Origin of the sequence: Microbacterium rhizomatis (genome assembly GCF_008710745.1) — a bacterium.
GTDB lineage: Bacteria > Actinomycetota > Actinomycetes > Actinomycetales > Microbacteriaceae > Microbacterium > Microbacterium rhizomatis.
The window spans coordinates 452196-471459 of record NZ_VYSA01000001.1 but is presented as its reverse complement, the minus strand read 5'-3'; the positions used below and the strand labels follow the sequence as shown (position 1 = coordinate 471459).

18 protein-coding genes are annotated in these 19264 nt (G+C 68.3%); 7 read left to right on the top strand and 11 right to left on the bottom strand.

What is annotated here, in order from left to right; genetic code table 11:
- Positions 1–40: 40 nt before the first annotated feature.
- The 3 genes from F6B43_RS02250 to dut are packed head-to-tail and all read right to left on the bottom strand — an operon-like array spanning position 41 to position 1868.
- A complete protein-coding gene (locus F6B43_RS02250; RefSeq protein WP_150447296.1) occupies positions 41–820 on the bottom strand; it encodes a DUF3159 domain-containing protein in 780 nt (259 codons plus the stop codon).
- Entirely contained in the window at positions 817–1416 is a 600-nt protein-coding gene (locus F6B43_RS02245) for a DUF3710 domain-containing protein (protein ID WP_150447295.1), read from the bottom strand. Before F6B43_RS02245 ends, F6B43_RS02250 begins: the two co-directional genes overlap by 4 nt.
- A complete protein-coding gene (dut, locus tag F6B43_RS02240) occupies positions 1413–1868 on the bottom strand; it encodes a dUTP diphosphatase (protein ID WP_170285536.1) in 456 nt (151 codons plus the stop codon). The genes F6B43_RS02245 and dut overlap by 4 nt, the downstream gene beginning before the upstream one ends.
- 24 nt (positions 1869–1892) lie before the next feature.
- Here dut and F6B43_RS02235 point away from each other — a divergent pair, with 24 nt between their 5' ends.
- On the top strand, positions 1893–2378 hold the full coding sequence (locus F6B43_RS02235) for a DUF3093 domain-containing protein (RefSeq protein WP_150447294.1): 486 nt from the start codon (positions 1893–1895) through the stop codon (positions 2376–2378).
- Here F6B43_RS02235 and F6B43_RS02230 read toward each other — a convergent pair.
- On the bottom strand, positions 2353–2646 hold the full coding sequence (locus F6B43_RS02230; protein WP_150447293.1) for a DUF4193 domain-containing protein: 294 nt from the start codon (positions 2644–2646) through the stop codon (positions 2353–2355). The two genes, F6B43_RS02235 and F6B43_RS02230, sit on opposite strands and share 26 nt — an antisense overlap.
- 217 nt (positions 2647–2863) lie before the next feature.
- Here F6B43_RS02230 and sepH point away from each other — a divergent pair, with 217 nt between their 5' ends.
- Entirely contained in the window at positions 2864–3916 is a 1053-nt protein-coding gene (sepH, locus tag F6B43_RS02225; RefSeq protein WP_150447292.1) for a septation protein SepH, read from the top strand.
- Between the two features lie 78 nt (positions 3917–3994).
- Here the strand turns inward: sepH and F6B43_RS02220 are convergent, their stop codons facing one another.
- The gene (locus tag F6B43_RS02220; protein WP_150447291.1) at positions 3995–5125 is read right to left on the bottom strand and encodes an alkaline phosphatase family protein; all 1131 of its coding nucleotides are present in this window, start codon (positions 5123–5125) and stop codon (positions 3995–3997) included.
- 60 nt (positions 5126–5185) lie between these two features.
- On the opposite strand from F6B43_RS02220, the gene F6B43_RS02215 reads away from it, so the two are divergent.
- Positions 5186–7657, top strand: coding sequence for a DNA gyrase/topoisomerase IV subunit A (locus F6B43_RS02215; protein ID WP_150447290.1), 2472 nt, complete (start codon positions 5186–5188; stop codon positions 7655–7657).
- A gap of 9 nt (positions 7658–7666) precedes the next feature.
- Here F6B43_RS02215 and F6B43_RS02210 read toward each other — a convergent pair whose 3' ends face one another.
- A complete protein-coding gene (locus tag F6B43_RS02210; RefSeq protein ID WP_425486788.1) occupies positions 7667–9754 on the bottom strand; it encodes a DNA gyrase/topoisomerase IV subunit B in 2088 nt (695 codons plus the stop codon).
- 176 nt (positions 9755–9930) lie between these two features.
- On the opposite strand from F6B43_RS02210, the gene F6B43_RS02205 reads away from it, so the two are divergent.
- Positions 9931–10152 carry a DUF7455 domain-containing protein gene (locus F6B43_RS02205; RefSeq protein ID WP_150447289.1) on the top strand — a complete coding sequence of 74 codons (222 nt, stop codon included), beginning with the start codon at positions 9931–9933 and terminating at the stop codon, positions 10150–10152.
- A 3-nt stretch (positions 10153–10155) separates the two neighbouring features.
- Here F6B43_RS02205 and F6B43_RS02200 read toward each other — a convergent pair whose 3' ends face one another.
- Together F6B43_RS02200 and F6B43_RS19815 are read right to left on the bottom strand one after the other, a co-directional pair.
- Positions 10156–11205 (bottom strand): alanine racemase, encoded by a 1050-nt coding sequence (locus F6B43_RS02200; RefSeq protein ID WP_150447288.1) that lies wholly within the window; start codon positions 11203–11205, stop codon positions 10156–10158.
- On the bottom strand, positions 11202–11930 hold the full coding sequence (locus tag F6B43_RS19815) for an alanine racemase C-terminal domain-containing protein (RefSeq protein ID WP_246159752.1): 729 nt from the start codon (positions 11928–11930) through the stop codon (positions 11202–11204). Before F6B43_RS19815 ends, F6B43_RS02200 begins: the two co-directional genes overlap by 4 nt.
- Before the next feature lie 45 nt (positions 11931–11975).
- Between F6B43_RS19815 and F6B43_RS02190 the strand changes: the two genes are divergently transcribed.
- Positions 11976–12998 (top strand): sugar-transfer associated ATP-grasp domain-containing protein, encoded by a 1023-nt coding sequence (locus tag F6B43_RS02190; RefSeq protein WP_150447287.1) that lies wholly within the window; start codon positions 11976–11978, stop codon positions 12996–12998.
- 28 nt (positions 12999–13026) lie between these two features.
- Here the strand turns inward: F6B43_RS02190 and F6B43_RS02185 are convergent, their stop codons facing one another.
- From F6B43_RS02185 to F6B43_RS02175, 3 genes are all read right to left on the bottom strand, one after another.
- Positions 13027–13722 (bottom strand): coenzyme F420-0:L-glutamate ligase, encoded by a 696-nt coding sequence (locus F6B43_RS02185; protein WP_150447286.1) that lies wholly within the window; start codon positions 13720–13722, stop codon positions 13027–13029.
- Positions 13722–15134, bottom strand: coding sequence for an RNA polymerase sigma factor (locus tag F6B43_RS02180; protein ID WP_150447285.1), 1413 nt, complete (start codon positions 15132–15134; stop codon positions 13722–13724). Before F6B43_RS02180 ends, F6B43_RS02185 begins: the two co-directional genes overlap by 1 nt.
- Positions 15135–15349: 215 nt before the next feature.
- The gene (locus F6B43_RS02175) at positions 15350–16273 is read right to left on the bottom strand and encodes a proteasome assembly chaperone family protein (RefSeq protein WP_150447284.1); all 924 of its coding nucleotides are present in this window, start codon (positions 16271–16273) and stop codon (positions 15350–15352) included.
- Between the two features lie 84 nt (positions 16274–16357).
- On the opposite strand from F6B43_RS02175, the gene F6B43_RS02170 reads away from it, so the two are divergent.
- Together F6B43_RS02170 and lpdA are read left to right on the top strand one after the other, a co-directional pair.
- Positions 16358–17851, top strand: a complete 1494-nt coding sequence (locus F6B43_RS02170; protein ID WP_150447283.1) for a leucyl aminopeptidase — start codon at positions 16358–16360, stop codon at positions 17849–17851.
- Entirely contained in the window at positions 17848–19221 is a 1374-nt protein-coding gene (lpdA, locus tag F6B43_RS02165; protein ID WP_150447282.1) for a dihydrolipoyl dehydrogenase, read from the top strand. Before F6B43_RS02170 ends, lpdA begins: the two co-directional genes overlap by 4 nt.
- Positions 19222–19264 lie beyond the last annotated feature (43 nt).

Sequence of the window (19264 nt, the reverse complement as noted above, 5' to 3'; positions counted from 1 at the left end):
CCGCGACGGTCAAATTTATCTTGATGTCAAGATAAATGTATCACTCGGCGGGAGGTGCATCCGGGCGCGGATAGAGGGCGCGCACGGCCAGCCAGGTGACCGCGATGAGCGGCGCGAAGAGGGGAAGCCCCATGACGAGCTTGAGGGTGCCGAGGGCGGTGACGTTGTCGGCGAAGTACAGCGGGAGCTGTACGAGCAGTCGCGCCGCGAACAGACCAGCCCACGCGATCGCGAGCCAGAAATAGACCCGGCGCTTGCGCCTGTCTTTGCGCCACGCAAGTCCCTCCCCCATCAGGTATCCGGCGGCGAGTCCGATGAGAGACCACCCGATCAGCGCCGAGATGAGGAAGGCGGATCCGTAAAGCGCGTTCGTGACGAACCCGGGAATGAAGTTGTTGCTCGCCTGCCCGGTGAACACGGCGAACGCCGCTGCGACGGCTGCGGCGATGAGCCCGCCCAGAGCCGCGGTGATCGGCTGGCGCATCGCGAGCCGGACGATCGTGAAGACCACCGCGATGCCCAGAGACAGCCCGAGGGAGAGCCACAGCGACCCCTGGCCGGTCTGCGGATCGATCGTCAGCGTGTAGACGACGATGAAGACGAGTCCGGGCAGTACGGATTCCAGGATGCCGCGCCAGCCGCCCATCGCATGCCAGACCACATGGCCCGTCGAGTGGCCCTTGGCGGGGTCCAGCCCTGCCCGGCGCGCGGCTTCGCCGAGCGCGGCGCTCAACACGTCCGAGGCCTTCGGCTCTGCAGCCGGTTCAAGGGGTACCGGGGACCCCTCGCGGTCGGGGCCCGGGATCGGAGCGTCGGTCACGCCGCGCCCGGCGTCGCGGGCATCCGCAGCGGAATCAGGTCTCGCGGCGGCATGGGTGTCGTGCCGCGCACCACCACGATCGACCGGAAGAGGTCCTCGACCTTGGCCGCAGCATCCACGTCCCCGGCGGCGGCGCCTCCGATGACTCCGCGAAGGAACCAGCGCGGTCCGTCGACGCCCACGAAGCGCGCGAGGCGCTTGCCCGCAGCTCCGTCTGCGCCCGACACCGGGACCTCGGCCAGGAGTTCCGGACCGAGCGGGCCCTCGCGCTCCTCGACACGACCCCCCTGCTGCCGGATCTGCCCGCGGATCTGATCGCGGGTCTCCTCCCAGAGGCCCGACGAACGCGGCGCGGCGAACGGCTGCACCTGGAGGGTGGAGTCCGCGTAGTCCAGACCCACCGCGACGATGCGTTTGGTCTGCTCTTCGACCTCGAGCCGCAGGTTCAGCCCCTCACGAGGGAGGATCTTGATTCCGCCGAGGTCGATGTAGGGACGCACCGGATTGGCTTCGCTCTCGTCGAAAGGGCCGGTGACGGCGCGGTCAGCGGATGCGTCGACGACCGTGTCGTCGTCCGCCGGTGTTGCATCGGTCATGCGTTGCTTCCTTTGCCTGTCTGATATCCGGTGGAGCCGAAGCCCCCCTCGCCCCGAGCGCTCTCCGGGAGCGTCTCGACGGGGATGAATCGTGCCGTAGGAACCGGCATGACGATGAGCTGCGCGATGCGGTCGCCGACCGCGATGTCGTAGGCGGTTTCGGCGTCGGTGTTCAGCAGCGTGACCTTGATCTCGCCCCGGTACCCGGCATCCACCGTTCCGGGCGAGTTGACGATCGTGATGCCGTGCTTGGCGGCCAGACCGCTGCGGGGTACCACGAAGGCGACGTACCCGTCGGGCAACGCGATCCGCACTCCCGTGCCCACCAGCGCCCGGCCGCCGGGCGGAAGCGTGAGCGCTTCCGCCGAGACGAGGTCGGCTCCCGCATCGCCGGGGTGCGCGTAAGCCGGAACTTCGGGAGCGATAATGAGGACGTCCACGGTTTCGGTCACGCAACGAGGGTAATGCAGAAGACGATGAGCAGTATTCGGACGCCGTCGGGCGTCGTGTTCCGCGAGCGGTTGAGCCCTTCGCTGTGGGCGCTGGTGAGCGCAGCGCTGTGCGGGCCGATGATCGCGCTCGTGTTCACGCCCATCGATAAGACGCTCGCCCTCGTGCTCGGTGCGATCGTCGGAGTCGCCGTCGTCGTGCTCCTGGTCGCGGCTTCCCCGACCGTGGAAGTGTCGGACGGGTGGCTGCGCGCCGGACGCGCACGCATCGAGCTGTCGTTCTTGGGTGAAACACAGACCTTCAGCGGCGAGGACGCCCGGAACGCGCGCGGTCCGGGTCTGCACCCCCGCGCATGGCACCTGTTCCGGGGCGGAATCGACGGCGTCGTGGTCGTCGCGGTGAAAGACCCCGACGACCCCGTGCCGTTCTGGGCGCTGTCGACGCGCACTCCGGACCGCCTCGCGGCGGCCATTCGCCGGGCGGAGCCTACGCGGAGCACTCCACGCAGATAGGCCCGGACGAGGTCTCGTGGTCGAGCTGCGAACGGTGCTTCACGAGGAAGCAGCTGACGCAGGTGAACTCGTCCTCCTGGGCGGGCAGCACCACCACATCGAGTTCGAGGTCGGACAGATCGGCGCCAGGAAGCTCGAACCCCGAGGGGTTGTCGGCGTCTTCCACGTCGACCGAGCCGGAGAGCTTGTCAGGAACGCGCTCTTTCAGGGCCTCGATCGACTCGCTGTCGTCCTCGGTCTTGCGGGGGGCATCGTAATCGGTGGCCATTGCGTAAACGTCTCAACTTCCCAAAGTGCGTGTGCGTCGCCCCTGCGGGCGGCGATAGTTTGCACGACCTTTATGTATTTCGCAAATGCGCCACTGGCTGCGGCGACTTTCCGGGTCGGCGATGCGTGAAACTGACGGCACGCCCGCGATATTCCCGGCGGTCGGCCCGGCCTGTGCAAGCATGGCCGCACACCGCTGGATCGGAGAGGCGTTTCGCATGGAACAGCTCAAAGTCGTCGGCACCGAAGACGATGTGCTCGTCCTGGTGACCGAATCGGGAGAGCGTTTTTCGCTCGCGGTCGATGATGTGTTGCGCGGCGAACTGCGCCGCGCACGCCACGACCGCGACGACGATCAGCGCGCTGCCCACCCCAGTCCCCGCGAGATTCAGGCGCATATCCGCTCCGGACTCTCGACCGCCGAGGTCGCGACGCTGCTGAACGCCCGTCTGGAGGACGTCGCCCGGTTCGAGGGGCCCGTGCTTGCAGAGCGCGAGCACATCGTCGGCCAGGCGCTGTCGGTGCCCGTGCTGCTCGGGGGCGACTTCGAACCCGATGCACTCCCGACCTTCGGAGCGGCGGTGCGCGCGAAGCTGGCGGAAGCGGGCGCGAGTGGGGAGCGCTGGACGAGCTGGAAGGAACCGACGGGCTGGGTTGTCAAGCTCGAGTTCACCTCCGCCGAGGTCGCGCATGACGCTCGGTGGAGCTTCGACCCCCGCCGTACGATCCTCTCGCCCCTGAACGGCGATGCGACGCAGCTGTCACGACAGGGATCGCTTCCGGAGGGTTTGATTCCTCGCCTCCGCGCCCTGGATGCTCCGGCCGCCAAGGACGACACGCGCTTCGACAGCGGCGCATTCGGCCCGCGTCGGCTACCCGATCCCGACGCCCACCTGCAGAGTCCCGACGTTCCCGCACCGGCGGCGCCGGCGGTGCAGCAGGCAGCGATCAAGCGCGCACCCGACGCCACGGTGACGTCGTCCGAGACCGCCGATCTTCTCGAGGCTCTGCGCCGCCGTCGCGGCCAGCGTGAGCCGCTCCCGGGGATCGACGTGGTGGAGCCGTCACGAGGACAGGCTCCGATGGCCCTGTTCGACGCGCTCGAGCCCGGGTACGACGAGGACCCTACGTTCGAGTCCGGGCCTGTCCCGATCGAGCGCGCCTCCGTCGATCAGGCCGCGGCGAACGAGGCGGGAGCCCGACGCAAGGGCCGCAGCTCGATGCCGTCGTGGGACGAGATCGTGTTCGGCGCGCGCACCGACGAGAACTGAACTCGCGAGACCGGATAGGCGGCACGAGACCGAGCGCATTCGTCGCCTTCTCGTGGCGCATATCCGGTCTCGCGGATGTCAGGCGAAGGCGCCCAGCGGGATGAGCGGAACGGTGCGCTCCTGGTCCGTCAGCGATCCATGCTGCCCGACCATGCGCTGGGGGCCCTTGTCTGTGAGCCGGTCGTCGTAGTACGCGACCGACGTACGCGCCGCGACCACCACATCGCCGATCCGCGGCTCGACGGCCGCGTCGATCACCGGGCCGAAGATCCCTGCGCCGATCGCCTCTTCGCGCGACATCACCCACGAGCGCCCGCTCTCCGCGCTCCGCCACGCCTCGAGCACTCGCGGCGCCATGCCCTCCTCGGCGTAGAGGTGCAGCATCCGCGGTTCACCACCGATCAGACGCACCCCTGCCACGAGGTCGTCGCCCTCGCCGAGCAGGAGTTGCCGGTGCCGTGGCACGTCGACCATGCCGTGATCGGCCGTGACCACCGCCCCCACCGTCGGCCCGAGGAGGTCGGACAAGGCCGTGACGGCAGCATCCGCCCCCTCGAGAGCAGCCGACCACTCGTCGGACTCCCACCCGTGCCTGTGTCCGGCCGAGTCCAGCTCCGGGGCGTACAGATAGACGAGGGCACCCGGATGCTGGGCGGCAAGGTCCGCGGCGATACCTGCTCGGTCTGCGAATTCAGGCGCACTCAGGAACGTGGCACCACGCAGTGTGGCCTCCGTGAAGCCCGATCCGACGTAATCGGCGCGGGAGACGACGAAGCACGGCCTCCCTGAGGCAGCTTCGCGCGCGATGAGCGGTTGCGCGCGCTGCCAGCTGTGCGGATCGAGCCCGTCCGTCTCCCAGCCGTGCAGCTGGTTGGAGACCACGTCGGTGCCGGGGATGCGGACCCGGTATCCGACGATGCCGTGAATGCCGGGCGAAGTCCCGGTCAGCAGACTCGTCAGCGCGGCAGCGGTTGTCGACGGGAACACCGTGCGCGCCACATCCCTCTTCGTCATACGTGGCGCGAGGAAGCGCGCGTGCCCTGCACGCGCGGCGAGGTTGCGCGCGCCCAGGCCGTCGACGACCACGACGATCGCACTCGTCGCGGGAGCGAACCAATCCGACGAGCCGTCGAGGGCCGAGATCAGCTGCGGAAGCACGCCGGTGAGGCTCCGGGCGCGGACAGGGTCCGCCGGTAGGCTGAGGGACATCGGGGCCAGTCTCGCATACGGCGGATCGGCCCCTCTGTTCACCCGACGCACGGAAGCCGCATGCCCGCCACTCCCCCTCAGACTCCCGGCTCAGCGCGCGCAGAGGAGCGCATCGAGGATGTCGATGTCGCCGCCGAGATGCAGGGCTCGTTCCTCGAGTACGCCTATTCCGTCATCTACTCGAGGGCACTGCCCGATGCACGCGACGGGCTGAAACCGGTCCAGCGTCGCATCCTCTACCAGATGGCCGAGATGGGCCTGCGTCCCGACCGAGGACATGTCAAGAGTGCACGCGTCGTCGGGGAGGTGATGGGCAAGCTCCACCCGCACGGTGACGCGCCCATCTACGACGCGCTCGTGCGCCTCGCCCAGCCGTTCTCGCTGCGCGTGCCGCTCGTCGACGGCCACGGCAACTTCGGCTCGCTCGACGACGGTCCGGCCGCCCCGCGATACACCGAGGCACGCCTCGCGCCCGCAGCGCTGGCACTGACCGAGAACCTCGACGAAGACGTCGTGGACTTCATCCCGAACTACGACGGACAGTTTCAGCAGCCCGAGGTGCTCCCGTCGGCATACCCCAACCTGCTCGTCAACGGCGCCACCGGTATCGCTGTCGGCATGGCCACGAACATGGCCCCGCACAACCTCATCGAGGTCGTCGCTGCTGCGATCCATCTGTTGCAGAATCCGGCAGCGACCGTCGAAGACCTCATGGAGTTCGTACCCGGGCCCGATCTTCCTTCCGGCGGGATCATCGTCGGGCTCGACGGCGTGAAGGACGCGTACACGGTCGGGCGGGGAAGCTTCCGGACCCGCGCCAAGGTGGCGGTCGAATCGCTCGGTCCGCGCCGCACAGGGCTCGTCGTCACCGAGCTTCCGTACCTCGTCGGTCCTGAGCGGATCATCGAGAAGATCAAGGATGCCGTCAACGCGAAGAAGCTGACGGGGATCGCCGACGTCACCGATCTGACCGATCGTCACCACGGTCTGCGGCTCGTGATCGCCATCAAGACCGGGTTCGATCCGCAGGCGGTGCTGGAGCAGCTCTACCGCCTGACTCCCCTCGAGGACTCGTTCAGCATCAACAACGTCGCTCTGGTCCAGGGGCAGCCGCAGACCCTCGGTCTGAAGGAGCTGCTGCGCGTCTACATCGATCACCGCATCCGCGTGGTGACCCGGCGGAGCGAGTTCCGGCTGGCCCGCAGGCGCGAGAGGCTGCACCTCGTCGAAGGACTGCTCATCGCGATCCTCGACATCGACGAGGTCATCCAGGTGATCCGCACGTCCGACGACGGCGAGCAGGCACGTGCCCGTCTCATCGACGTGTTCGATCTGTCGCACGCACAGGCGGAGTACATCCTCGAGCTGCGTCTGCGCAGGCTGACGAAGTTCTCGCGCGTGGAGCTCGAGGCAGAACGCGACTCGCTGATGACCGAGATCGCACAGCTCGAAGAGCTCCTCGGCAGCGAGGCGTTGCTGCGCGCTCAAGTGGCGCGCGAGCTCGAAGCCGCCGCCGACACGTACGGCACACCCCGGCGAACGCTGCTGCTGAACGGCGGCCCCGTCACGGCGCGGCCGTCCCGCTCGGGAGCCGCGCCGGCCGATCTGCAGATCGCCGACTCCCCGTGCCGGGTCTACCTGTCTGCCACGGGAAGGATGCTGCGCGCCGAGCTGAGTGCGGACGCGCCGAGCGGCGGTGTGGTCACTCCCACGCGCCGGTCCAAGCACGACGCGGTGCGTTCATCCGTCGACACGACGACGCGCGCCGATCTCGGCGCCGTCACGAGTGCCGGGCGCATCGTGCGCTTCTCACCCGTCGATCTGCCGTCGGTACCAGGCAACTCCGTCCAGCTCTCCGCGGGAATCCGGGCCGACCAGTACCTCGCGCTCACCGGGGGCGAGCACATCGTGGCGATCGTCGCCCTCGACGCCGAGCCGCCCATCGCCCTCGGCACCGCGCAGGGCGTGGTCAAGCGTGTCTCGGCGGCCGAGATCGGCACCAAGCACGACGTCGAGCTGATCGCGCTCAAGCCCGGCGACCGGGTCGTGGGGGCCGCGCCCGCGCCCGATGGCGCCGAGCTCGTGTTCGTCGCCTCCGATGCTCAGCTGCTGCGCTTCGACGCCTCATCGGTGCGCCCGCAGGGCCGGTCGGCCGGAGGGATGGCCGGCGTGCGGCTCACCGCGGGTGCGAGCACGGTGTACTTCGGTGTCGTGGAAGCCGAGGCATCCGATGTTCTCGTCGTCACCGTGGCGGGAAGCACTCAGGCCATAGCCGGAGCCGACCCGGGTTCGGCGAAGGTCTCGACATACGACGAGTTCCCGCCCAAGGGTCGTGGCACGGGCGGTGTGCGCGCTCAGCGGTTCCTGAAGGGCGAAGACACGCTCACGATCGCGTGGGTGGGTCAGGGTCCTGCTCGCGCCGTGGGTACCGACGGCACCGTCCGAGTGCTCCCCGATGCGGGCGCGAAGCGGGATGCCTCGGGTCAGCCCCTCGACGGAGTCATCGGCGCGGTCGGCGAGATCGTCCGCTGAGCGGACTGGTCAGGCGTCGATGCTCTCGCGGGAGAGGTTGGCCGATGAGTCGACGATGAATTCGCGCCGCGGGGCGACCTCGTTGCCCATGAGCAGTTCGAAGACCGCCGACGCCGACTCGGCGTCCGACACCCGGACGCGGCGCAGTGCGCGCCCTGCGCGGTCCATCGTGGTGGTCGCGAGCTGTTCGGCGTCCATCTCGCCCAGACCCTTGTAGCGCTGGATGGGTTCATGCCAGCGCTTGCCGGCCTTTGTGAGCCTGGCCAGCAGCGCGTGCAGCTCCTGCTCGCTGTAGGTGTAGATCGTGTCGTTCGGCTTGCTGCCGGCGTTGACCGCGATCACGCGGTGCAGCGGCGGCACCGCGGCGTAGACACGGCCGTCTTCGATCAGGGGTCGCATGTACCGGAAGAAGAGCGTCAGGAGGAGGGTGCGGATGTGCGCGCCATCGACGTCGGCATCGCTCATCAGGATGATCTTGCCGTAGCGCGCGGCATCCAGGTCGAACGAGCGACCCGAGCCTGCCCCTATCACCTGGATGATCGACGCGCACTCGAGGTTGGACAGCATGTCGCTGATCGACGCCTTCTGCACGTTCAGGATCTTGCCTCGGATGGGGAGGAGCGCCTGATACTCGCTGTTGCGGGCGAGCTTCGCGGTGCCGAGCGCCGAGTCCCCCTCGACGATGAAGAGTTCGGAATCGGCGACGTCGTTCGTGCGGCAATCCGCGAGCTTCGTCGGCAGGGACGACGACTCGAGCGCATTCTTGCGCCGTTGGGTCTCCTTGTGGGTGCGCGCCGAGATGCGCGCCTTCATCTCGGAGACGACCTTGTCGAGAAGGAGCGACGTCTGAGCCTTGTCGTCGCGCTTGGACGAGGCGAACCGCGCGGTCAGCTCGCGCGTGACGACGTTCGCGACGATCTGGCGGGCGGCCGGAGTTCCCAGTACCTCTTTGGTCTGTCCTTCGAACTGCGGCTCGGGTATGCGAACCGTGAGCACGGCGGTGAGGCCCGCGAGGATGTCGTCCTTCTCGAGCTTGTCGTTGCCGACCTTGAGGCGGCGCGCATTCTGCTCCACCTGCGTGCGGATCACCTTCATCAGTCCGGCGTCGAAGCCCTGCTGATGCGTGCCGCCCTTCGGGGTCGCGATGATGTTGACGTACGACCGCGTGACGGTGTCGTAGCCGGTCCCCCACCGCAGGGCGACGTCGACAACGCATTCGCGCTCGACCGCCGTGGGGACCATCGCCCCGGTGGGCTGGAGTACGGGGACGGTCTCCGTGAAGGCTCCCGTTCCTGTGAGGCGCCAGGTATCGGTGATCGCCGTGTCGGGGGCGAGGAAGTCGGCGTACTCCGAGATGCCGCCGTCGAAGCGGTAGCTCGTCTCGACCGGCCCCCCGGCCGAGGCCTGCGTCGAGGCGCGTTCATCGCGGATGACGATCTCCAGACCCGGGACGAGGAATGCGGTCTGCCGCGCGCGCTGCTCGAGTTCTTCGAGGTTGAACGCGGCGTCCTTCGTGAAGATCTGCGGGTCGGCCCAGTAGCGGATGCGCGTGCCCGTCACGCCTTTCGCCGCGCGACCGGCGACGCGGAGCTCGGAGCTCTTGTCGAACGGCGTGAACGTGGAATCCGGGGCGCCGTTCGCGAAGATCCCGGGCTCACCGCGGTGGAACGACATGGCCCATGTCTTGCCGCCCCGGTCCACCTCGACGTCGAGCCGCTCGGACAGGGCGTTGACCACGGATGCCCCGACGCCGTGCAGGCCCCCGGATGCCGCGTAGGACCCCCCACCGAACTTCCCACCGGCGTGCAGCTTCGTGAAGACGACCTCGACGCCCGACAGCCCGGTGCGGGGCTCGATGTCGACCGGGATACCTCGAGCGCGGTCGCGAACCTCCACGCTGCCATCGGGGTGAAGGATGATGTCGATGCGGGAGCCGAAGCCACCGAGTGCCTCATCGACGGAGTTGTCGATGATCTCCCAGAGACAGTGCATCAGGCCGCGCGAGTCGGTCGAGCCGATGTACATTCCGGGTCGTTTACGAACGGCCTCGAGGCCTTCGAGCACCTGTAGATGGTGGGCGGAATACTCGGCGGTCACAATCCTCCACAGTAGCCGCGGGGTATCTGACGGAGGCCGACGACACTCGGCAGCGCACAGGGACGTACGCGCACAGCGAAATGTCATGGATTCGCGGCATTCATGAAACATCTGCGTGGTTGTATGTCATGCATCCGGAACCGGACGTGGACGCGATGACCGAGGAGGCACCTGACATGAACACCCTGACGACACCCGACGAGACCGCCGCCCTCACCTACCGTCTCACTGCTGCAGACCGGTGTGATTCGTGCGGCGCACAGGCGTACATCGCCGCCGAGGTCAACGGGAGCGAATTGCTCTTCTGCGCCCACCACGGCCGCAAGTACGAAGAGAAGCTCCGCAGCGTCGCCACGAGCTGGCACGACGAGACGCCTCGTCTGAGCGAACCGGCCTGACTGTCACCGTCCGCGATACACGCGGGCGATTCCCGGACTGAGACGGACGGCGATCTGCTCGCCGATCGTGCCGATCGTCTCAGCCAGAGCCGTCGCAGAGTACGGGGCCGTGTCCGCCGGACCGTACACGGCCACGGTGTCGCCGACTCCGGCGCTCGGCCATCCCTCGATCACGCTGTGCAGTTCGTGGATCGCCACGACACGACGGGCCCCTTCCGGCGTCGCCACGTCGACCCGACCGGCGAGCGTCGACGGCACTCCGTTGAGCGAGCCGATCCCGATGTGCACGAGCTCACCGTGCACCGTCGTCACGTCCGCGCGGAGCGTGGCGATGGGACGGATGCCGAGCTCGTCCGCCGAGGGCCCTCCGGCCGGTGCGATGCCGTAGGCGAAGGCGCCCACGCGCACGAGGTCGTAGCGGAACTCGGGCCGGGCGAACGAGGCTGCGCTGGCAGCGAGATGGCGCACCCGGGGCTCCAGGCCGGTGCGGCGCGCGACGGCGATGGCTTGATCGAACACTTCTCGAGCGGCGTCGTCCTCTTCGTCCGAAGCCTCCGCGATATGGCTCCAGATCCCGACGACGTCGAGGGATCCCCGCTCCTCGAGGATGCGAGCCCGTGCGGTGAAGGCGGGCCATGACTCGGGTCGCACACCGTTGCGGTGCAGGCCGGTGTCGATCTTGAGGTGGACGCGGGCGCGCGCATCCAGGGTCGCGGCCGCGGCGGCGACCTCCTCGAGCACCTGCGCGTCGCCCACCCCGATGTCCAAGTCCGCGGCCACCGCAGCCAGAGCGTCGGCGGGCGATGCCGAGATCCAGATGAAGATGCGGGCATCCGCACCGAGGAGTGCTCGGATGGCGAGTCCGGTGCGCACGTCGAACGCACCGATCCATCGGATCCCCTCCGTCCATGCGCGCCGCACGATGGGTGCGAGGCCATGCCCGTACGCGTCGTCCTTGACCACGAGCATCACGGTGGCGGAGTCGGCGACGGACTGGATACGGGAGAGATTGGCGCCGAACGCGTCGAGATCCACCTCGAGGCTCGCCGTCACGAGGTGTGCTCCCTGACCGCGAGTCGGCCGACGGACGTGACGAGTTCGGCAGCGGTCCAGCCCACCGCGGCCGTCCAATCGCTGAGTGCGGGCGCGCCCGTGCTCGTGTCTCCGAAGAACCACACGGTCGCGCCACGAGCGATCTCACTGTCGCCGATGTCGATGACGCAGGCGTCCATCGCGATCCGCCCGACGATGGGATGCTGCGATCCTTCGATCACGACACGCACCCGCCCGCCCAGCTCGCGCACGATGCCCTGCGCGTACCCGCCCGTCACGAGCGCCACATGCGTGTCTACGGGGGCGCGATACGCGTACCCGTAGGACACGCCCTCGCCCGCCAGCAGCGGCTTGACGCCGAGCACAGAGCCGTACAGGCGCATGACAGGTGTCGTTCCGCCACCGGGGAGTCCTAAGAGCGCCGCGGGGTCGACGGTGGGGCGGCCAGCCGTCACGACCCTGGCCGAGTCGACACCCGAGACGAGCACCGCAGCGCGATCCTCAGGGTCGACGATGACGGAATCCACCCCGGCTCGCAGGATCACGGGCGCGGCATGTGCCACTCCGTGCCCCCACGCGTCCGCACGCAGATCGGCCACGGAATCGGGGCCCCCGAGCGCGGCGGCGTTGCGCGCGAGAACGTCCAGCGCGATGCGAGCCACCGGCGCGCTCCGCGGGCCGATGCCGTCGCCGGGCGTCTGCTGCCCGCGTTCCGCCCCGATCACGCCATCTAGACTATCCGGGTCCCCGCCGCCTACCCCGGAGCACGCATGCCTCAGAACGGCCTCGGCCTCGCGCCTCGCCTGCACTACCTCGCCGACCGCGCACGACGCATCAACGTCGGATCGGTCCTCGAGCGCGCGCGCGAAGCTTCCGCCGACCACGGCAAGTGGATGCCGGCGGTCGTCGTCGACATGCTGTGGCAGGCGGGCGTGCGCAACGTCGGGTTCCAGGACTACATCGACTACGACTTCGCGATCCTGAACCGCGACGAGCGCGCGACCTACATGACCCACCCGGTCTCGAACCAGCTGTCGCAGAAGTACGACCACCCCGATTTCCGCCACCTGTTCCAAGACAAGGTCGAGTTCGATCACGCGTTCTCCGACTTCCTCAAGCGCGAATGGATGGTCGTCGCCGAGGGCAACGCCGAGGCGCTGCGCGAGTTCACCCAACGTCAGGGCACGATCGTGACGAAGGAGCCGGTCGGCCAAGCCGGAACGGGCGTGCACCGCTATCACGCGGAGGAGATCGAGGACTGGTCGCGATTCCACTCCGACCTGCTTTCGCGCGGCGAGCTGCTCGTCGAAGAGGTCATCGTCCAGCATCCCGATCTCGCCGCCGTCTGCCCTGGCACAGTCAACACGACCCGAGTCACGGCATTCTTCGATGGGGAGCGCACGCACATCCTCGCGATGGCCCAGAAGTTCGGCCGGGGCGCCGTGAGCGACCAGATGACATTCGGCGGCTTCTACACGATGCTGGACGACGACGGCCACGCGGTCGGCGCCGGTTACGACTCACACGGTCATGTCCACCGCACCCACCCGGATTCCGGCTTCGTGATCGGTGACTTCCAGCTGCCGATGATCGACGACGTGAAGGCGTTCGTCGATCGGGTCGCCCGGGTCGTCCCGCAGGTCCAGTACGTCGGCTGGGACATCGTCGTGACCCCGACCGGCCCCGTGCTCGTAGAGGGCAACTGGGGTGCCGGAGTGTACGAGAACAAGCCGAGCGTCACCGGGATCCGGACGGGCCACAAGCCCCGCTACCGCGAGGCCATCGGCTTCTGACGGACGGGCGTTGCGCCCGCATCGACGCCTAGACCGGGCGGACGATCCCAAGCGGCGTCGATTCCCGACCCTGGCCGAGCGGGTTGTCGCCCAGGATACGGACGAGACGCTGCTCCCCGGCCCGGTCGAGCGTCGAGCCGAGGATGTTTCCGCCGAGGTCGTTGATGTCGACGACCGCGACCTCCGCCGGAACCGTCAGCAGGCTCTTGAGGTGCGCGGCCACTTCGCGGGGACGATCCGGGCCCAGTACGACCGAACGGTCGTAGGGAGGCATCGTGCCCTCCGTGGGGCCGTCGATCGCGCGTGCCTTGTCGCCGGCGACCCGATAGAAGTCGCCCTTACGGCCGAAGAGCTTCGTCACGGCCGACACGGCGGCGGCGAGAAGGATGCGAGGCGTGCCGCATTCGCGGAGGGCCATCTCCATCGTCTCGGGCATTCCGAGTCCGATGCCGTGGGGCGTGCGCACGACGAATCGCGACAGAAACCGTGCAAGCCGGCGCGGCTGGATGGATTCGATCGGGTAGGAGCGGCCCTGCGTGATCGCCACGATCTTCTCGGTCACGAAGAGGATGTCGCCCTGCTGGACGACTCCCTGCGCGTACTCCGAGATGAACGGATCGAGCTCATCCCCGTGCAGCACGACCCGCGTACGGATCGGGATGCGCGAGAAAGACGTGCCGTCCACGTCGATCGTGAGAGCTTTGCCCGCGTTGGCCTCGGCCATCACTCGAGGTAGTCCCGGAGGGACTGCGAGCGGGAGGGATGCCGCAGCTTGGCCATCGTCTTCGACTCGATCTGACGGATCCGCTCGCGGGTGACCCCGAACGTGTCGCCGATCTGGTCGAGGGTCTTGGGCTGGCCGTCGCCGAGTCCGAAGCGCATCCGGATCACACCGGCCTCGCGCTCGGAGAGCGAGTCCAGCAGCGACTCGAGCTGGCGCTGCAGCATCGTGAAGCCCACCGCGTCGGCGGGGACCACCGCCTCGGTGTCTTCGATCAGGTCGCCGAACTCGCTGTCGCCGTCCTCGCCGAGAGGCGTGTGCAGAGAGATCGGCTCACGACCATACTTCTGCACCTCGATGACCTTCTCCGGCGTCATGTCGAGTTCGCGACTGAGCTCTTCCGGAGTGGGCTCACGGCCGAGATCCTGGAGCATCTGGCGCTGCACACGGGCAAGCTTGTTGATGACCTCGACCATGTGGACGGGGATGCGGATCGTACGGGCCTGGTCGGCCATGGCGCGCGTGATCGCCTGCCGGATCCACCACGTCGCATACGTCGAGAACTTGAAGCCCTTGGTGTAGTCGAACTTCTCGACCGCACGGATGAGGCCGAGGTTGCCCTCCTGGATGAGGTCGAGGAACTGCATGCCGCGACCCGTGTAGCGCTTGGCCAGAGAGACGACCAGGCGGAGGTTGGCCCCGAGCAGGTGGGACTTGGCACGCTGACCGTCACGAGCGACCCACTGGAGATCGAGACCGATCTGACTCGTCTTCTCGGCGGCGGACATGTGCGACAGCTTCTCTTCGGCGAAGAGGCCCGCCTCGATGCGCATCGCGAGCTCGACCTCTTCGGCCGCGTTCAGCAGCGGAACCTTGCCGATCTGCTTCAGATAGTCCTTGACCGGGTCTGCCGTGGCGCCGGTGATCTGCGTCGAGTAGACGGGTACGTCCTCGTCGTCGCTCGAGGAGATGACGATCGCGCCGGTCGGAAGCGGTTCGGAGAACGTCGGCTTCTTCTCGTCGTCATCGTCGTCGTCCTCGTCGGACGCCTCCGCGTCGGACGCCTCGGGCTCGGCAGCCTTGCGGCCCCGCGCGGCCGGGGTGGGCGGCGTCTCGTCCTCGGTGTCGAGCTCTTCGACCTCGACATCTTCGAGCTCGATGTCGTCGTCGATCTCTTCGGCGTCTTCGGCCGCGCCCTTCGCGCCTGCCTTCGCCTTCGCGGCGCCGGCCTTGGCGGGAGCGCTCTTCGCGGTCGCCGCCTTGCCGGTCGTAGCCTTCGCGGCACCGGTCTTGGCCGATGCCTTCTTGGCCGCAGCAGCCGGCGTCTTCGTCGGCGTCACCTCGTCGACGACCTCAGCGGTCTCGATGTCTGCGGTGCTGCGGGAGCGGGTGGTGGTCTTCGTGCCTGCGGTCACGGTTCGCCTTTCACCGGCGGGCGAGTGTCGACGCCCATCAGTCGTGTTCGGACACTAGTAAGACCCTTGTCAAGTCCTTTGTCCTCGAGAAGGCTCGGAGACATCGGTTGACAACGGGTCAGGTCCTCTAGTATCGCATACGTTCTGCGCCCGACATCACGTGCCGTGCGCGAGACACGAGAAAGACAACGAAATCCGGCGCCCGGGTATTCCGTTCAGGACCCGCGCTTGTCGTCGTCCCCGGACGGCCGGCTCGCGAGGAACCGCTCCAGCTCGGCCGCGAGCTCGTCCGCGCTGGGGAGATCCCCGGTGTGGATGATCGGGGTGGCGAGGGTCGAACCCGCCATGTAAGCGTCATACCGCTCCTCGAGGCCCTGGAGCATTCGCGAGAGCTCTTCGCTCCCCTCGACCTGCTCTTCGACCTTCGCGAGGTATTGCCGGTTCTCCTCCCGCAAGTCCTCACCGGTGAAGACGAGTCCGGTCGCGACGGTCAGCGCGTCCAGCGCCGCCAGCGTCGCAGCAGGGAACTCGGTGTCGCCGAGGTAATGCGGCACGAGGAGCACGAATCCCGCGACGGATGCTCCGGCTTCCGCGAAGCGGTACTCCAGAAGGTGTCCGACCGTGGCGGGCACCTGGGTGTGCGGCTGCCACACCGAGTGCGCCTTCGTGAGGTCGCTGCGCGTGCCGCTCACGGTCGTTCCGATCGGACGGGTGTGCGGAACAGGCATCGGGATGGCGTGGACCCAGGTGACGGACGACACGCCGAGCGAGTCGGCCAAACCGAGCACGGTCTGGGAAAAGGATTCCCATGCGAAATCAGGCTCGTAGCCGGCCAGCAGGACGAAGGGCTGCCCCAGCGCGTCGTGCACTAGTGAGAGCTCGAGGCGCGGGGGCCGATAGTCGGTGAGATGGTCCTGGTCGAACGACACGAGCGGGCGTCTCGCGCGGTAGTCCAGCAGTACGTCGTTGGAGAACACCGCGAGGGTGTGGGGCGCGAGGTCGTCGCGGAAGTATTCCACGAGGCGTGCGACGGCGTTCCCCGCGTCCGTGAACCCCGTCAGCGCGATCACCAGCGGCAGCCCGCGCGGAACGGGCGGCGCCGACGCGACGCGTTCGAACAGAGGCTCGGACAGGGGCATGTTCCCACTCTACGAGCCGAGTCCGCGGAGGGCGCGGCAACCGTCCCGCTCAGAGCGAACACACCCGTACCTAGGATGGAGGTCATGTCGTTCCCCGACCTCGTTTACAGTCCGCTGCCGATTCGAGAGACGGAGGACGACGCGATCCTCCTTGCTCTCCCGCCGTTGGAGGGAGACGACCCGGCCGTCGTCGACGAGTGGCCCGGTCTGCGTGAGGCTCTCCTGGCGATCGGGTTCAGCGGCGCCCCGTCGTCATACCACCGGGTGTTCGCACCCGAGAGCACATCCCTCCCGCTCGCGATCGTGGGCACAGGGACGCGACCGGATGCCGCGGCTCTGCGCAACGCCGTGGGCACCGGCATCCGCACCCTCACCGGGTTCGCGAACGTCGCCGTGAGCGCGCCGGCGGCGGAGCCGTCGTCGTGGCGGGCCGTCGCCGAGGGAGCCGCGCTGGGCGGGTATCGGTTCGACGACTACAAGACGTCCGCGCCCAAGCCGCGCGCGGCGCGTGTGACCGTGCACGGCATGGTGGAGACCGTCGATGCGGACCAGATCGCAGCCGTCACCGCCGCGGCTTCGGCCGTCGCCCTGGTGAAGGACCTGGTGTCGATTCCGGCTGAATGGCTCGGCCCCGCCGATTTCGCCGAACGCGCGATCGAAGCCGTCGCGGGCCTTCCCGTCGACGTCGACGTGCTGGACGAGGAAGAACTCGCCGCCGGCGGATATGGGGGCATCCTCGGAGTCGGCCAGGGGTCGGATCGGCCGCCGCGACTCGTCCGCCTCTCGTACTCCCCCGCCGGCGCGGCACGCCACGTGGCGCTCGTCGGAAAGGGGATCACCTTCGACACGGGCGGGCTCTCCCTGAAGCCCCCCGCAGGCATGGTCGGAATGAAGTACGACATGTGCGGCGCCGCGACGGCCCTGGCAGTCCTGAGGGCCGTGGCGACCCTGGGTCTGGCGGTACGGGTGACGGCGTGGCTCTGCATCGCCGACAACATGCCGTCCGGGCGCGCGACGCGCCCGGGAGATGTCCTCAGGATGCTGGACGGCACGACCGTCGAAGTCCTCAACACCGACGCAGAGGGCAGGCTCGTCATGGCCGACGGACTCGTCGCGGCCAGCCGCGAGCATCCGGATGTCATCGTCGACGTGGCCACTCTGACCGGTGCCATCACCGTCGCGCTCGGCACCCGCCACGCCGGTGTCATGGGCGACGACGCCGCCGTGCGCGCGTACCTCGCGTCGTCGGCGCGCGTCGGCGAACCGGCATGGCAGCTCCCCCTGCCCGCCCACATGAAGGAAGACCTCGATTCGCCGATCGCCGACCTTCAGAACGCCAAGATCGGCGATCCCGCGGGTGGTTCGCTCTTCGCCGGCCTGTTCCTGCAGCACTTCGTCGGACCCGTCTCGGATGAGGTCGACGCCCCGCGCATCCCCTGGGTGCATCTGGACATCGCGGGCGTCGGAATGAACAAGGGCGCAGGGTACGGCTTCACGGACAAGGGACCGACCGGGGCCACCGTACGGGCTCTGATCGACTTCGTCGGGACTGATTCGGCAGAGGGAGCATCACGATGACCGAGCACGCATTCGATCTGGTCGTCCTGGGCGGTGGTAGCGGTGGCTACGCGGCGGCGCTGAGAGCGGCAGAGTTGGGCCGCTCGGTCGCTCTGATCGAGCAGGACAAGGTCGGCGGGACCTGCCTGCACCGTGGGTGCATCCCGACGAAGGCTCTCCTGCACGCCGCCGAGGTCGCCGATATGACGAGGGACGCCGCGACTGTCGGAATCCGCGCCCAGCTCGACGGCGTAGACCCGATGGGCCTGCGCGACTACCGCGAGGGCATCGTGGCGAAGAAGTACAAGGGCCTCGAGGGTCTGGTCAAGGCCCGCGGGATCATCGTGGTCCGTGGCGAGGGCAGGCTCGAAAGCGGGCCGGCGGTGCGCGTGGGCGACGACCTGTACCGCGGCACGGACGTCGTCCTGGCCACGGGGTCGTACAGTCGCTCGCTTCCCGGCTTGGAGATCGGAGGCCGGATTCTCACGAGCGAGCACGCGCTGGAGCTCGACGAGATTCCCGAGCGGGTCGTCATCCTCGGAGGTGGTGTGATCGGCGTCGAGTTCGCCAGCATCTGGAGGTCGTTCGGTGTGGACGTCACGATCGTCGAGGCGCTGGATCACCTTGTCCCCAATGAGGACATCACCTCGAGCAAGACGCTGGAGCGCGCCTTCCGCAAGCGCGGGATCACGTTCTCGCTGGGCGTTCGATTCGCACGCGCGACCCAGTCGGACGCCTCCGTGACCGTCACCCTCGAGAACGGCACGGAGTACACGGCCGACTACCTGCTCGTCGCCGTCGGGCGGGGGCCTGCGACGGCAGGACTCGGCTACGAGGAGTCGGGTGTGGTGCTCGATCGCGGCTTCGTCGTGACGGATGAGCGCCTTCGCACCGCCGCTGATCACGTGTGGGCGGCCGGTGACATCGTTCCGGGGCTGCAGCTGGCTCACCGCGGATTCCAGCAGGGGATCTTCGTCGCCGAGGAGATCGCCGGACTTCATCCGGTGCTGGTCCCCGATGTCCAGATCCCGAAGGTCACCTACTCCCACCCCGAAGTGGCGTCCGTGGGACTTTCCGAAGCCCAGGCGGTCGCCGCCCACGGGGTCGACGCGGTCGTCTCATACGAGTACAACCTCGCGGGCAACGGCAAGAGCGAGATCATCGGTACAGGTGGAATCGTCAAGGTCGTCCGCGCAAAAGAGGGTCCGGTGCTGGGTGTGCACCTGGTCGGCGATCGGGTCGGCGAGCTCATCACCGAGGCGCAGCTCGCCGTCGGCTGGGAAGCGCACCCCGAAGACATCGCCCCGTTCATCCACGCGCACCCCACCCAGAGCGAAGCGCTGGGCGAGGCGTTCCTCGCCCTCGCGGGCAAGCCACTGCACGCGCTGTAGCGCGGAGCGCCGCCGCGGCACCGGGTGCCGCGGCAACACTAAG

Coding starts and splice junctions, on each gene's coding strand:
- F6B43_RS02235 (WP_150447294.1), top strand. CDS start 1,893: ATGAGCAGTATTCGGACGCCGTCGGGCGTCGTGTTCCGCGAGCGGTTG.
- F6B43_RS02190 (WP_150447287.1), top strand. CDS start 11,976: ATGCCTCAGAACGGCCTCGGCCTCGCGCCTCGCCTGCACTACCTCGCC.
- F6B43_RS02185 (WP_150447286.1), bottom strand. CDS start 13,722: ATGGCCGAGGCCAACGCGGGCAAAGCTCTCACGATCGACGTGGACGGC.
- F6B43_RS02220 (WP_150447291.1), bottom strand. CDS start 5,125: ATGTCCCTCAGCCTACCGGCGGACCCTGTCCGCGCCCGGAGCCTCACC.
- lpdA (WP_150447282.1), top strand. CDS start 17,848: ATGACCGAGCACGCATTCGATCTGGTCGTCCTGGGCGGTGGTAGCGGT.
- F6B43_RS02215 (WP_150447290.1), top strand. CDS start 5,186: ATGCCCGCCACTCCCCCTCAGACTCCCGGCTCAGCGCGCGCAGAGGAG.
- F6B43_RS02205 (WP_150447289.1), top strand. CDS start 9,931: ATGAACACCCTGACGACACCCGACGAGACCGCCGCCCTCACCTACCGT.
- F6B43_RS02170 (WP_150447283.1), top strand. CDS start 16,358: ATGTCGTTCCCCGACCTCGTTTACAGTCCGCTGCCGATTCGAGAGACG.
- F6B43_RS02245 (WP_150447295.1), bottom strand. CDS start 1,416: ATGACCGATGCAACACCGGCGGACGACGACACGGTCGTCGACGCATCC.
- sepH (WP_150447292.1), top strand. CDS start 2,864: ATGGAACAGCTCAAAGTCGTCGGCACCGAAGACGATGTGCTCGTCCTG.
- F6B43_RS02230 (WP_150447293.1), bottom strand. CDS start 2,646: ATGGCCACCGATTACGATGCCCCCCGCAAGACCGAGGACGACAGCGAG.
- F6B43_RS02175 (WP_150447284.1), bottom strand. CDS start 16,273: ATGCCCCTGTCCGAGCCTCTGTTCGAACGCGTCGCGTCGGCGCCGCCC.